Source organism: Geomonas propionica (assembly GCF_016458235.1).
In the GTDB taxonomy this organism is placed as follows: domain Bacteria; phylum Desulfobacterota; class Desulfuromonadia; order Geobacterales; family Geobacteraceae; genus Geomonas; species Geomonas propionica.
Window position 1 is genome coordinate 258,479 of record NZ_JAEMHK010000006.1, and the last position, 13,568, is coordinate 272,046.

Annotated in this window: 12 protein-coding genes; 4 read left to right on the forward strand and 8 right to left on the reverse strand. The window is 61.1% G+C overall.

Annotated elements, in window-relative coordinates; translation table 11 throughout:
* Positions 1-155: 155 nt before the first annotated feature.
* The 8 genes from JFN90_RS10345 to JFN90_RS10380 all read right to left on the reverse strand — a co-directional run bounded on the left by JFN90_RS10345 (position 156) and on the right by JFN90_RS10380 (position 11,319).
* Positions 156-1,769, reverse strand: a complete 1,614-nt coding sequence (locus JFN90_RS10345) for a glycerol-3-phosphate dehydrogenase/oxidase (RefSeq protein ID WP_199395042.1) — start codon at positions 1,767-1,769, stop codon at positions 156-158.
* Positions 1,770-1,965: 196 nt separating this feature from the next.
* Positions 1,966-3,444, reverse strand: coding sequence for a glycerol kinase GlpK (gene glpK / locus JFN90_RS10350; RefSeq protein WP_199395043.1), 1,479 nt, complete (start codon positions 3,442-3,444; stop codon positions 1,966-1,968).
* Between the two features lie 43 nt (positions 3,445-3,487).
* Positions 3,488-3,973, reverse strand: a complete 486-nt coding sequence (locus tag JFN90_RS10355) for a hypothetical protein (RefSeq protein WP_236018935.1) — start codon at positions 3,971-3,973, stop codon at positions 3,488-3,490.
* Between the two features lie 165 nt (positions 3,974-4,138).
* Positions 4,139-5,317 carry a DUF3108 domain-containing protein gene (locus tag JFN90_RS10360; RefSeq protein WP_199395045.1) on the reverse strand — a complete coding sequence of 393 codons (1,179 nt, stop codon included), beginning with the start codon at positions 5,315-5,317 and terminating at the stop codon, positions 4,139-4,141.
* Positions 5,318-5,432: 115 nt separating this feature from the next.
* The gene (locus tag JFN90_RS10365; RefSeq protein ID WP_199395046.1) at positions 5,433-7,295 is read right to left on the reverse strand and encodes a hypothetical protein; all 1,863 of its coding nucleotides are present in this window, start codon (positions 7,293-7,295) and stop codon (positions 5,433-5,435) included.
* A gap of 34 nt (positions 7,296-7,329) precedes the next feature.
* Positions 7,330-8,025: a cytochrome c3 family protein gene (locus JFN90_RS10370; RefSeq protein ID WP_199395047.1), complete on the reverse strand. Its 696-nt coding sequence runs from the start codon at positions 8,023-8,025 to the stop codon at positions 7,330-7,332.
* Between the two features lie 15 nt (positions 8,026-8,040).
* Entirely contained in the window at positions 8,041-9,255 is a 1,215-nt protein-coding gene (locus JFN90_RS10375; protein WP_199395048.1) for a hypothetical protein, read from the reverse strand.
* A gap of 888 nt (positions 9,256-10,143) precedes the next feature.
* Positions 10,144-11,319: an MFS transporter gene (locus tag JFN90_RS10380; protein WP_199395049.1), complete on the reverse strand. Its 1,176-nt coding sequence runs from the start codon at positions 11,317-11,319 to the stop codon at positions 10,144-10,146.
* 159 nt (positions 11,320-11,478) lie between these two features.
* Between JFN90_RS10380 and proC the strand changes: the two genes are divergently transcribed.
* From proC to JFN90_RS10400, 4 genes are all read left to right on the forward strand, one after another.
* Positions 11,479-12,282: a pyrroline-5-carboxylate reductase gene (gene proC, locus JFN90_RS10385; RefSeq protein ID WP_199395050.1), complete on the forward strand. Its 804-nt coding sequence runs from the start codon at positions 11,479-11,481 to the stop codon at positions 12,280-12,282.
* On the forward strand, positions 12,279-12,554 hold the full coding sequence (locus tag JFN90_RS10390) for an acylphosphatase (RefSeq protein ID WP_199395051.1): 276 nt from the start codon (positions 12,279-12,281) through the stop codon (positions 12,552-12,554). Before proC ends, JFN90_RS10390 begins: the two co-directional genes overlap by 4 nt.
* A 2-nt stretch (positions 12,555-12,556) precedes the next feature.
* On the forward strand, positions 12,557-13,060 hold the full coding sequence (locus JFN90_RS10395) for a DsbC family protein (RefSeq protein WP_199395052.1): 504 nt from the start codon (positions 12,557-12,559) through the stop codon (positions 13,058-13,060).
* 311 nt (positions 13,061-13,371) lie between these two features.
* On the forward strand, positions 13,372-13,568 hold a 197-nt coding region (locus JFN90_RS10400), incomplete at its 3' end, for a DUF6538 domain-containing protein (RefSeq protein ID WP_199395053.1).

A 13,568-nucleotide genomic window follows, 5' to 3' on the forward strand; every position in this document is an offset into this window, starting at 1 on the left:
CAGGAGCCCCCTTTTTCGCTCTACTGGCGATCCGTGTCCTCCGTAGGAGGGGACTGGCTCCGCCAGGTGCCTGTCCCCTTAGGGCTTTAGTAAGGTGGCTGAGCCGAACGGAGCGTTCAGCCAGAGGGACAGGCACCGGAACGGAGCCAGCCCCTTCACACCTCGCGCAGGGCGTCGGCAACCTCCTCGAGCTCGCGCCTCTGCCGCTCGGAATTCCAGGCCAGTTCCGCGGCCATCAGCGCGACCACCTCCGGAGCCGCCGCGCGGGCGCCCCTGCGGTCCAAAAGGGCCAAGGGTACCCGCCGCTCCAGGAAGTCGACTGCACGCAGCGCCATCTCATGGTGCGCCGCGTAGAGAATTTCCCCCTTGAGGTAGGGGTGCCCCTGGACGAGCCTGCCGCTGAGCGCCCCTTGGCAGTACTGTGCCACCTTAAGGGCCTGGTCCCCGTAGGAGCTGTGCAGGTGCTGGGTCACGTCGGGGGGGAAGCCGTGTTTTCGTTCCAGTTCCTGCAGCAGGGCCTCGGTGAAATCCTCCCCCCCTTGCAGCACGATCCGGTCGGTGCGGCAGGGGTGCTGCGGCGTCAGTCCCGCCTTGTTCACCGCGAAATCGACGGCGTCCAGAGCCATCTTGCGGTAGGTGGTCCACTTGCCGCCGACGATGGTGATAAGCCCGGTCGGGGAACAGCTCACCACATGGTCGCGGGCAAGCTCGGCCGTGTCGGCGGTGAACGGGTCGTGCACCAGGGGCCTCAGCCCCGCCCATGAGGCGGTGATATCGCTGGCCTTCGCGCCCAACTTGAAGTAGCGCCGGAGGTGGCGCAGCAGGTAGTCGACGTCCTTCTCCCTGGCCACCGGCACCTCGCCCGCCTCGGCCGGCTCCTCGGTCGTCCCCACCAGGCACGCCCCCTCCCACGGGAGGATGAAGAGCACGCGGCCGTCATCGGTCTTCGGCACCATGACCCCGGCACCGTCGGGGGCGAAGCGCCCGGGCAGGATGATGTGGATGCCGCGGCTAACCCTGAGCAGCGAAGCGGCGGTCGGGTCGTCCAGGCGGCGCACGATGTCGGCGGAGGAACCGCAGGCGTTCACCACGCAGCGGGCCCGGATCTGCCAGGAGGCCCCCACCAGCGGGTCCCGCACCAGGGCGCCCGCCACCTTCCCCTTCTCCCGCATGAGCGCCACCACTTCCACGTAGTTGCCGATTACCGCCCCTTCCCTCGCTGCGGTCTGGGCCAGGGCCACGTTCATGCGCACGTCGTTGAACTGCCCGTCGCAGTACTGCACCCCCCCCTTCAACCCCTCGCCGCGGATCATGGGGAAGCGGCGCAGCATTTCGCCGCGACCGACGAAGCGGCTGTGGCCAAGGCCCGCCTCTCCCGCCAGCAAGTCGTAGAGCTTCAGGCCGGCCCAGACGTAGGGGACCTGGACCAGGCCATACAGGGGGGTCACCAGGGTGAGCCGGTGGCACAGATGGGGGGCGATCTTCAAGAGGATGTTGCGTTCGCGCAGCCCGTCGCGTACCAGGTTGAACTGCACCCGGTCCCGGTGCAGCACCGCCGACTCCAGGTAGCGCACCCCGCCGTGGATCAGCTTGGTGCTCTTGCTGCTGGTGCCGCAGCCGAAGTCGCCCCGTTCCACCAGTGCCACCGACAGGCCGCGGTTGGCGGCGTCGACCGCGATGCCGCACCCGGTCGCGCCCCCCCCGATCACCAGCATGTCGAAGGTGCGCCCGCTTTTCAGTATCTCCAGATTCGCGCTGCGGTCCGTCACTCACAGCCTCCAAAAGCAAAATCGGTTTTTTAACGCAAAGCCGCAAGGGCGCAAAGGAAAATCTTTTGGACTGCGGCTGCCTCCACCGGGATTGATTCCCAACTGGGTTTGGCTTGCTGAGCCGGTTTTTCTTTGCGACCCTGCGTCTTTGCGTTAAATTCGGTTTGTCTTTAACGCCTATCTTCCAGCGCCCTTCTTACTTAGCCCAACCAAGCGACAGTTGCACGCATTTTTTCCAGCCGCGATACATTTCCTCGCGGCGCTCGGCGGCAAGGGCGGGGTCCAAACGCCGGTCCAGAGCCCACCGCCTCCCGATCTGCTCCGTGTCCAGCACCCCGGCACCGATTCCCGCCAGGAACGCCGCCCCAAGCGAGGTGCTCTCGGTGCAACGGGGCCGGAGCACCGGAACGCCCAGAAGGTCGGCCTGGATCTCCAGGAGGAGGTCGTTGCGCGTCGCTCCGCCGTCCACCCGCAGCTCGCTCAGCGGGATGCCGCTCGCCCCTTCCATGGCGCGGATGGCATCCAGGGTCTGAAAGGCGATCGCCTCCAGGGCGGCGCGCGCCAGGTGCGCCTTGCCGCTGCCGCGGGTGAGACCGGCGATTACCCCTCGGGCGTACGGGTCCCAGTAGGGGGTGCCAAGCCCCGAGAGCGCGGGCACGAAGTAGACCCCGCCGGTGTCGGCCACGCTGCGGGCGAGCGCCTCGACCTCCGCCGGGCCTGCGATCATCCCCAGCCCCTCCTCCAACCACTGCACCGCGGCCCCGGCGATGAAGATGGAACCCTCCAGGGCATACTGCACCGGCTCCCCCGGGAGCCGCCAGGCGATGGTGGAGAGGACCCCCTCCCCGCCCGCCGGTCGGGCGCCGCAGTTCATGACCACGAAGGCGCCGGTGCCGAAGGTCGCCTTGGCCATCCCGGGCGTGAAGCACGCCTGCCCGAACAGCGCTGCCTGCTGGTCGCCCGCCACGCCGGTGATGGGGATCTCCGCTCCGAGGAGATCGGCACTGGTACTGCCGAAGTGGGCGGCGCTGCCGAGCACCTCCGGGAGCATGGCGCGTGGGACCTTGAAAAGCCGCAACAGCTCCTCGTCCCACTCCAGGGTCTGGATATTGAAGAGCATGGTGCGGCTCGCGTTGGAGAGGTCGGTGACGTGGCTCTTGCCGCCGGTCAACCTAAAGATGAGCCAGGAATCGACGGTGCCGAAGCAGACCTCCCCCCGTTCGCAGCGCCCCCTGAGTCCCGGTACGGTGTCCAAAAGCCAGGAGAGCTTGCTGGCCGAGAAGTAGGGATCGAGCAGCAGCCCGGTCCGCTGCCGTACCATCGGCTCCACCCCTTCCCGCTTCAAACTTTCCGTGAACTCGGCCGTGCGCCGGTCCTGCCAGACGATGGCCCGGTGCAAGGGCTTGCCGGTGGCGCGTTCCCAGATCACCGTCGTTTCGCGCTGGTTGGTGATGCCGATGCCGGCCACGCCCCCCTGTGCCGCCCCTGCGAGCGCCTCGCGGATGCAGTCGAGCTGGCCGCGCCAGATCTCCTCCGGGTCGTGCTCCACCCACCCCGGCTTCGGGTAGTGCTGGGTGAGCGGCTGGGAAAAGGTGGCGAGAGCCTCGCCGCTGCTGCCGTAGAGGGTGGCCCTGCTGCTGGTCGTGCCCTGGTCGATGGATAGGAGCTGGCTCACACGTCCTCCTTTAAGGGGTCAGGCACCTGGCGGAGCCAGTCCGCTATTTGAACCTGAAGATGAACCGGGTGCCGACGCGCTCTTCCTGGTGCTGTCCCGTGGAAGACCACCCCGTGACGGGGTCCTGGTCATAGTACAGCATCAGGTCCGTGCGCGGCGACAACCGTACCCCCACCTCGCCGGTCCATCGCAGCGGCGCCCGGGCAGGGTTGCTGAAGTCGTAGCCCACATGCCCGCCACTCCCCGGCCGAGTACCCAGTTCATCCACGGTGCTCGCACCTGTGTTTTCGATGGTCAAGATGGAAAATTTGGCGGCGGCAGAGAAATAGAGGGTTTCGGAAAGGGAAACCTTCCATCCTGCCCGTGCATGCAGCCGGTGCGTCGACTGCTCGAGCCCCCCGTGCATTTCCTGTTCGATGCCGCGGTAGACTATCCCCAACTCCGGTTCCAGCATAAGGACCGGGGAGGCGGCATAGGTAAGCCCCGCGTTGCTCAAAAAGCGTGTGGTGTCGAAGAAGGCGGCGGGCACGGATGGCTTAGAAAGGATAGGGGAATCGAAGGGATTGGAGAGTTTCGGCGCGCCAATTTCTGCCGCCGGTGACGGAGTTGTGAAAAAGAGGACTGTCAAAACGGCAACTATCGGAACTCTCATGCCGATAGTGTAACAAAAAGGTATGACAGGTTCACGGGTTATTTACTCTGTGTCAGCCTTTGCTGAGACAGCTTCAGAGGCAGCTCCGTCCGTTTCAGTGTCAGAAGCTATCAGCGCGACAGTCACCTTCCCAAGCGAGATCTGCGTTTCCACCTTAACCGGCACCCGGTGAACATCATCTGTGAGCCAGATGGTGACTTCTCCCGTCCTCTTGAAGATCCCCTCGGTCTTCAGCAGCGGCTTGATCACAATGGTATCGAGCTTTCTGAAACCGGGGAGATCGATCCGCTCGCGCCGCAGCACCTGGATGGGGAGGTCGGTATAGGTGTCACTGTCGTAGACGTGGAGTGTTTCCGTCTCGCTCACCTCCAGCGGGCGGTTGCGCAGATAATAAAGCCCGGAGATGATGTCGGTCACATCACTACTGGGGATGGTCTCGTTCGAGCTGCGGCTGGTGAGACGGTCGATCCAGAACACCTTCTTGTCACGGAGCATCAGGGTGAAGCCACGGTCGCTTCGGAAGCTCCCTTCCCGCTGCTGGATCCGGGTCAGGATGTAATTACCCCCGATGTGGCGGGTCTCGACCAGGTCGTCGACGGGGTAGATCCCCGACAGCGCAGGCGAAGATTTCACCTTCAGGGTGAAGCGCACCTCCCCGTTCTCCCTTTTCGCCTCCAGTTCGGCGCTCCCCACCGGCAGGTTGAACATGCTGATCTGATATGTGAGCCGCTCCTTGGCCGCCGCCAGGAACTCATCAACCTGCCGCAATGGCGGTTGAACTTGGTAGGCAACCGACGTTTTCCGCAGGACGTGCACCGGCGCACCCATGCCGGCGTCCTTTACCTCTGCAATTGTCTTCTCCGCGCGTGGTTCGGGGACACGTGGTACCGTCGGCTCAGCGGCCCCTTTCGGTGCTGCGAAAGGTATCGGTTCCCGCTGCGGTTCAAAAGCGTTGCCGCCTTTGGGGTGATCCTCCATAGTCGCTGTTGCCGCCTGCACCTGAGCAACGTTCACGGCCTGTGCCATCTTTGGCTGACGCACGAGCCCGGCCTTTGGGCTTGCCTGGGCCAGATCAACCATCACCGCTTGCAACGGCCTAACGGGGTTGCCGAAGTCGTACCTGCCGTATTTCCAGAAGGGAAGTAGCAAGACCAGATGCGCCACCACGGAAAAGACGATGCAAGTCGGTGCGATGCGGTTTTTGTGGAGATGGAGCATCATGGTTCGCTTCTTGAGCCTCGTGGTGCCGCGACGGCGAGGACAGCACCCGCCAACCAATGGAAAAGCCCCGCCTCTTTGCGAGGCGGGGCGGGTTTTACAACCTTCGTTGAACTACCTACGGACGTTCAGGATTGTTCCATTTGCCAGTGCCGCGGCTATAACCAAGCAGGTACGTCATGGCATCGGTAGTGGGAGCATAAAGGGTCGTTGTTAGCAGGGTCACATCTCCAGTGAAAGCTTGCGCACCCTTCTGGTAAAGAACCGGATCATAGGCGGTAGCGGTAGCGCTTACGGAGAAGTCCAGCTTATTGTTGTCGAGCCAGTCGATGGAGTCATAGATCAGGCGACGCACGTAGGTGCGGGCATGGGCAAAGGCGCCAGGATCCTTGACGATCAGTTGCAGGTTGAACGCGGCACCCATCAACCTCTTCCCGAACAGATTGCCGGCGGCGTTGTTACCAAGCCCACGGGTCCAGTCTTTTACCTGCTGCTTGCTGCCATTGACCAGCGGCAGGTTCTCGTCATAGAAGTACGGGTAGACATCAGGGTTGTAGCTGATCTTGTACTTGGTCAGCAGGAGGTTCTGGATCAGGCCCAGCGCGTTCTCCGACACCAAGGCCTGCTCCTCGAGGAAGGTGTCCAGGGCAGCCTGGCTAGCGAAGCCGGTGACGTTGTCAGTCGTTTCGGATGCGTGGCAATTGATACACACCTGGGCGACGGCATCCTGGTTGATCTTCCAAGTATGGCCATGAGCCGGGCGATCGGCTACGCCGCTAGCGTTGAGATGGCAGGTGACGCACGGACCGTTGTCGTCCAGCACACCCGGAACGAAGAAGGCTGTATTGTGGCCATCGCCGTTGATTGCGGTGGTGCCCAGTTTGCGATGGGTCGAGGTCACGCCGCCGGTAACACCGTAGGCCGGCACAGAGGTGCTGTCGGGATAGAGGGTCTTCCGGTAGGTGCTGGTACCGACCACGGTGTCAAGAGACGTGAAGCTTCTGAAGCCCGCGGAGAGGTACATCAGGGCAGCGCCGGCCTTGTAGTGCGAGTTCTTGAAGGTGGCATTGGTGAAGTTGGTAACCGCGGCGATGGTGTCCTCGTTTTCGCGGCCGGAGTGGCAGGCGACGCAGATGTTACTCTCGCCGATGCTCGGCAGCTGTTTCGGGAAGTTACCGTTGTTGTACGGGATCTTGAATGCGGTGGTTCCACGGACCGCGAAGCTGTCGTTCACGTGGCAGGTGCGGCAAGTCAGGACCTCACGACCGTTGTCCCCGGCGGTTGCCCAGGTGGTGGTGGGAAGGGTCCAACCGGAGTTCAGGAAGTTGACGTAGCCGGTCGAGGTGTGGCAGCGGATACAGCTTGTATTCTCCTTGAAATCCTCGTCGGCAAACGGTGCGTTGGAAACTTTGCCGTGACCGGAAGTCGCCCAAGCACTGCGCTCGGCCGCACCTTTGCCCAGCAGCGGGTTGTGCGGCTCGTGGCAGGCGGTGCAGCCGTTCTCGAAGTTCTTGGTCACGTACATCGCATCATGGGTGCCGGCACCCGTGATGTTGTAGAAATGGGCCTTCTGAATCGCCGTAGGCACCTTATTCGCGTTGAACAGCCCGAGGAACGAGTTTTTGTGGCAACCAAAGCACTTACCTGCCTGGTCGGGGTTGAGACGACCGTCCTTGCCGTCGTACGGCAGGGGGCCGACGCCGTTATGCTGAGCGCCGCCGCCGTGGCAGTCCTGGCAGCCGACCACTTCACCGACACCGTTGAGGAAGTGCTTCGACTGGACGTACTCCGAGTAGATGGGCATGCCACTTTGGCTATTGATGGAAGAGCCGTGACACTGTGCGCATGCGGTCTCACTTACTTTGGCGACATCACCAAGAGTGAGGTTCCCCTCTTTGTTGCTGGTACCGCAGCCGGCAAAGACGGCGGTGATCAGTAGCGAGGCGATTACGGCTGAATACTTGAATACCCTTTTACTCATGCTCAATCCTCCTTCGTTGATTGGTTACACGCGATTAAAAAGTTCCCGGCAGGTGGCATTTCAGACACACCTTGTTGCCGGCCTTGTCCCTGTAGTTAGAGCTGATACTTTTCCAGTTGCGGGGATGCGGGTTGGTCTTGCCGCTGGCGTGGCACTGGATGCAGACATCGCCTTCCGGATGACAGGTCTGGCAGGACTGCAGGTTGCGGCGCGCCTCGATGGCATGCTCGCCCAAGGCCGGCGCGTACTGCTGGTTGTTGGGGCCGAGCATCAGGTGCGACTTGATCCTCATGCTCCCTTTGGGGAAGCGCGCATGGCAGGAGTTGCAGTACTTCTGGTCATGACAGCGCAGGCAGCGTTGCGGGTTGTCCTGGGCCTTAAGCGGGTGCAGGTTCACGAAGTCGCTTCTGTGGCTCTTGGGGACGTAGTCCCGGCCGAAGGTGGACCTGGTGAGATCGGCATTGATGCCACCGCCCTGGTGGCAGTCCAGGCAGTACGACTGGGTATGGCACTGACCGCAGTTATTGTTGGCCTTGCTGGCCAGGTTGCGGTGGTTGCGCAGCCAATCGCCGTCGTGGTTTGGCGCAACGCCGTCGCCTTTGTGGCAATCGTTGCACTCGGAGACCTTCATCTCCGCATATTCCTTGTGCTGCTGTTTCTCGGCCAACGCCTGCTGGGCATACAAGGCTGACATCAAGCACAGCATGCAAACAAACAACAATTTCCTCACAGTAGCACCCCCTTTCTAGAAGTTGTAATCGAACGTCAGCCGGCCAGAGACGTTGTTGTTGTAGCGCGCATTGACGTCGTCCTGAATGCGGCCCGAAACCGCCATGTTGCTGGCGAGCTTGTACTTGCTGCCCAGCCAGTACCTGCGGGCCGTCTCTTCGCCGGTGAGGGAGTCGCGCTGGTAGACGTCGTAGGTGAAGCCGCCCGCGACCTGGGATTCCTTGGTCACGTCGTAGCTCGCATCGATGATCACGCCGTTGGTGCTGCCGTAGTACCCGTTGCGATTGGCGTACTCGACGCTCACCTTGAGCGGTTCGATGGGGCGGACGCTGGCGCCGGCCTCGTAGACGTTGGCGTGGCCGTCATCGCCGTACCACTGCCGGTTGTAGCCAAGGTTGAGCGACAGCTTGTCGTTCATGATGTAGTCGGCCCTGAACACCGCCTCCTGGTAATCGTTGATCGCGAAGACCGAGTAAATCGAGGTGGCGTCGAAGGTGGCGTAACTCTTGTAGTACTCGCCCGTGAAGATGAGGTCGGATCTGGGGAAGTACTTCAGCCCGCCCAGCACCTCATTGAAGGCTTCGGCAGTAGTGTCGTACTTGGCGTTGCCGTAGACCTTCAGGTTGTTCAGCACGTATTGCTTGAAGGAGCCGCCGACGATGTCCCTGGTGACGTTACTGCCGTCCAGCTTGCGGAACCAGCTCAACTCCGCGTCCGTGGTCTTGAAGCCGGTCAGGTACGCGCTCAGGCCGAACACGGTGTTGCTCGCGTCGCCGAACTCGCCGTTCAGGCCGTAAACCACCTCGTGGCCTCCCATGACCGTGAAGGCCACCGGTCCCACGTTTTTCAGGTCTACCTGGGCGCCGTCTATGATGGCGCTGCCCGCCGCCAGGTTCACGAACTGGCGGCCGATCTTGAAGTCGATCTTGTCGAACAACCCGCGGTAGTCACCATAGAGGTAGTAGAGCCTGCCGTTCAGCCCTTCACCATTGGTGAAATCCTGCGATCCCCTGCCGTAGCCTTGGATCGAGAACTTTCCATCGTTGTCGATGTTGGTGATTGAGAACCGCAGATATTCGGCCAGCTCAACCTGACGAGTGTCATTCAACAATTGGTTATTGAATGATTGGAACTGGGTGGAACTTCTGCCATGTATTTCCGCGGCCAAACCGGCGCTGGCCGGGAGCAGGGACATACACAGAAGTACTAGTGGAACCCGTTTGATCCCCATTAATTCAACCTCCTTTCCATTCGTTATTGCATCTCCAACGTCTCTTGATCCTGTTTCTGGAAAAGCTGCGGATACCTCCTCGTGGTGTTTTTAGCTTGCACGCGCAGGACGCGCCGCGGCCCCGGTCGAGTTGCGACAGAAGGAAACCGGATGCGCTATACCTGCATTATCAGACTGGTTGTTACTGTTATATAATCAGGAAAAACTTTGGGTCGGGTCTGTGTGGTGAGAGCAGCACAGCGGCCACTGTCACATTAACTATCACTAAAAGAAGTTAACAATTGGGACATTGGCATAACTTGCACTGTTGCCAAAGTTACAACAGAAATTTCATTACGCAAGTTCATGCCGGTTTTATTTGCTTTGACCATAAATTTTTTTCCAATCAGACGAATAAAAATTAAACATATTTAACACAATCCGCAGCCGGAGCCTATGACAGTACGAGGGCTTCGCGCATGCCCTGAATACTCGCGCGCAGTACATCCTCGCTCAACCAGTTGTGCAACCTTTGGGCCATGACACAAAATCCCTTATGGCTCTATCAGTTGCAGACAATGGACCTCTGTTGGGAGCCTGATGGTGACAAAAGTATGACTGTGACAGTGTTCTCAAGCCGGGATATTGACTCAGCTTTCTGTATCAGCGGCTCTTTGTGACACAGGGATACTTCTCGGCAGCGGTTATGGTGACTTTAGGAAAAATCGAAAACAGCAGTAGATTTTGTTATAGGAACTAGACGGGGATCAAGAAGGGTGCTGAGAGAACTTAGCTCAGTTGAGAGAGAGGTTCATCCAATTGTCACGGAGCCTCGGTTTTCGCAACCCCGAAACTGAACGATGACTGCCGCCGCTGGTACGTGATGAAACGGTAACAGTGACGCAAAGATCAACCGCGTTCGGGGCAGGCAGGGGCAGGTTTGACCAGGAAAAGCAGCAGGAGCGCGGCGACGGCAGCGAGGGAAGCGCCGTACAGGAAGGAGGCTACGGAGCCCAAGCTGTGCCAGATGAAGCCAAAGAGGACACTGGCGGGCAGGGCGCCGGCGCCGACCGCGAAGTTGTACCAGCCAAAGGCCGCCCCGCGCTCTCCTGGTTGTGCCATGTCCGCCAGGAACGCCTTCTCGCTCCCCTCGGTGAGCCCGAAGAACAGACCGTACCCGGCGAAGAGGAGCCAGATCTGCCATTCGCTATGCGCCATCCCGAAGCCCAGGTACGAGAGGGAATAGACGCACCAGCCGGCCACGATCACGGACCGTCTGCCGATGCGGTCGGAGAGCGCGCCGAAAGGCATCGAGGAGAGCATCTTCACCAGGTGGAAGAAGGCCCACAAAAGCGGGAGACGATAGGTGGGCGTGCCGACGGCGCCGGCCTTGAGCAGCAAGAAGGCATCCGAGGAGTTGCCCAGGGTGAAAAGGAACAGGACCAGCAGGTACCTTCTCAGCCTGCCGGGAGGCAGCATGGCAAGCCGCAGCCCCGTCTTTGGCAGCGGCGAGTGCTCGGTCTCGCTCACCTTCCAGACGATCAGGAGCACGGCGACGAGCCCCGGGATCCCGGCCAGCCAGAACAACTGGCGCAGGTCCTTGACGAAATAGGCGAGCAGGAAGGTGGCCAGAAGCGGTCCCACCAGGGCGCCGGCGTGGTCCATGGAGCGGTGGAAGCCGTAGGCCTTGCCGCGCAGCGAGGGATCGACCGAGTCGGCGATGAGCGCGTCGCGGGGCGAGGTACGGATCCCCTTGCCGACCCGGTCGCCGGTGCGGATCAGCAGCACGGCCAGGGCCGAGGTCGCGCTCCCTATAAGCGGGCGCATGAGACTCGATATCGAGTACCCCAACAGTACCAGGCGCTTTCTCCTGCGCACCCGGTCTGACACGATGCCGGAAAGCAGCTTCAGGAGCGAGGCTGTTGATTCGGCAACGCCTTCAATGGCGCCGAGAAAAGCGGGGCCCGCCCCGAGCTGGCCTGTCAGAAACAGAGGGAGCAGCGGGTAGATCATCTCACTGGAGACATCGGTGAAGAAACTCACCAGTCCCAGCACGAGCACGTTGCCGGTAATGCCTTTGAACACGTCGCACCTCCGCGTCTCAGTCTAACCCAATAACAGCCGGCAACAACCGGCACTCGCACCACAAACTGGATAATTAAAAGAAATCAATTCTATTGACATTTGGTGCCGGATTTATTACCTATCTTTGAACTAAATCCTTCAGGAAAGGGAGGCGAGGACATGGAGAAGAGAACAGGGTTCATCGGCGGCGGCAACATGGCGGAGGCGATCATCAAGGGGCTTCTGGCCGGAGGCGTGCCGGCTGCGGAACTTGCCGTGTCCGAACCGTCCGAAGCGCGCCGCAAACTGCTCGCCGAACGCTACGGCGTACAGGTGATCGCGGACAACGCGGAGTTGTGCCGGATCAGCGACACCATCATCCTGGCGGTCAAGCCCCAGGTAGCGCCCCAGATATTGGGCGCCCTCGGCGCAGGTCTCACCGAAAAGCTGTTCATCTCCATCATGGCCGGGGTGAAAAGCGCCGCCATCGAGGGCATGCTCGGCTCCGGCGCGCGCGTGGTCCGGGTCATGCCCAACACACCGGCGCTGGTGCTCCAGGGAGCATCGGCGATCTCCCGCGGCTACAACGCCACCGAGGATGACCTGGTGCTCACGCGCAGGATCTTCGACCTGGTCGGCACCACCTGTGTTGTGGACGAGAAACTTCTCGACGCAGTCACCGGCGTTTCCGGAAGCGGGCCGGCCTACGTGCTCACCTTCATCGAGGCGCTCAGCGACGCCGGGGTCAAACACGGCCTTACCCGCGACGTGGCAACCGCACTGGCCGCCCAGACCGTCTACGGCACCGCGAAACTGCTCCTGGAGAGCCACGAGCACCCGGCGGTACTGAAGAGCAACGTCGCTTCGCCGGGAGGGACCACCATCGCCGCCATGCACTCGCTGGACCGCGACGGCTTCCGCGCCGCCACCATCAACGCCGTCGACGTCTGCGTGGCCCGCTCCAAGGAGCTGGGGGAAAAATGAAAATAAGGGCGAGCCTCATCGTGCGGGGCAGGGTCCAGGGGGTGGCTTTTCGTCACCACACCGCCCGTACCGCGCAGCAGCTCGGGGTAGGCGGCTGGGTGCGCAACCTCTCCGACGGCTCGGTCGAGGCCTGTTTCGAGGGCGAGGAAGCGGACGTGCTCGCCATGGTACAGTGGTGCCGCCGGGGGCCGGAGCTGGCTAGGGTGGATGAACTGATCGAAAAAAAGGGTGAATACACCGGCGAGTTCACCGGTTTTCAGGTAAGGGGATAGTGATGCGAACAATAAGCGGTGCAACGTTGAAGCGACTGGGCCTTTGGCTCGTCGCCCCCCTCCTTGTGCTGATCTTGGCCACCTTGGTTTCCGCCAAGGAGCTGGACCTCAGCAAGGCCGTCAAGGTCGGCAACGGCAAGATCATGGTCGTAGAGTTCACCGACCCGGACTGCCCCTTCTGCAAGAAGGCCGAGGCCTACTTCCAAAAGCGCAGCGATGTCACCCGCTACGTCTTCTTCATCCCGCTGAAAAGCCATCCCGAATCCAAGGGAAAGGTGCAGTACATCCTCTCCGCCAAGGACAAGGAGAAGGTCTACCAGGAGGTGGCGACAGGGAGCTTCGACAAGTGGAAGCTGTCGGAGATCACGCCCGAGGGGATCGCGTTGCAACAGGCACACGAACAGATCGCCAAGGATCTGGGGTTGAACGCCACTCCCATCTTCATCATTAACGGCAGCATCGTGCGAGGCTTTGATCTGAAGAGGCTGGAGCCGCTGCTGAAATAAATCCCGTCACCCGATAAACGCATAATCTGATCCCGAAAAAAGAGGAGCCGCCATTGGTAAATGGCGGCTCCTCTCGTATCAGGCACTCGAGTGTCAGTTGTCAGTTGTCAACGGCGCCTGGCCATCACTTGATCGGCCACCCCTTCTCGAACCCGTCCGGAAAGAAGCGCTCTTTGGTGCGGTTGAAGTAGCTTGACGCTCGGGATCTGACGGCCAATTTTACATAGTGATTCCAGTTGGTTGCAGGCTGACATGCAGTCCAGCTTTCCAATGCGTACTATCAATTGTACAACTTTGGGGAGGCTGGACTCATGGTTTCCGTAGCCGAATACCTGTACCGCAGGGGATCACACTTCTACTTTTTCATGTCGATTCCCACCGACATCCGATCCCATTTCGGGAGCCGCCGCCACCTCGTCAAGTCTCTCAAGACATCCGTGATCTCCGAGGCGAAGGTCGCCGTAGAACCACTGAAGGCACGGGTGAAGACAGCCTTCCTGCTCATTCG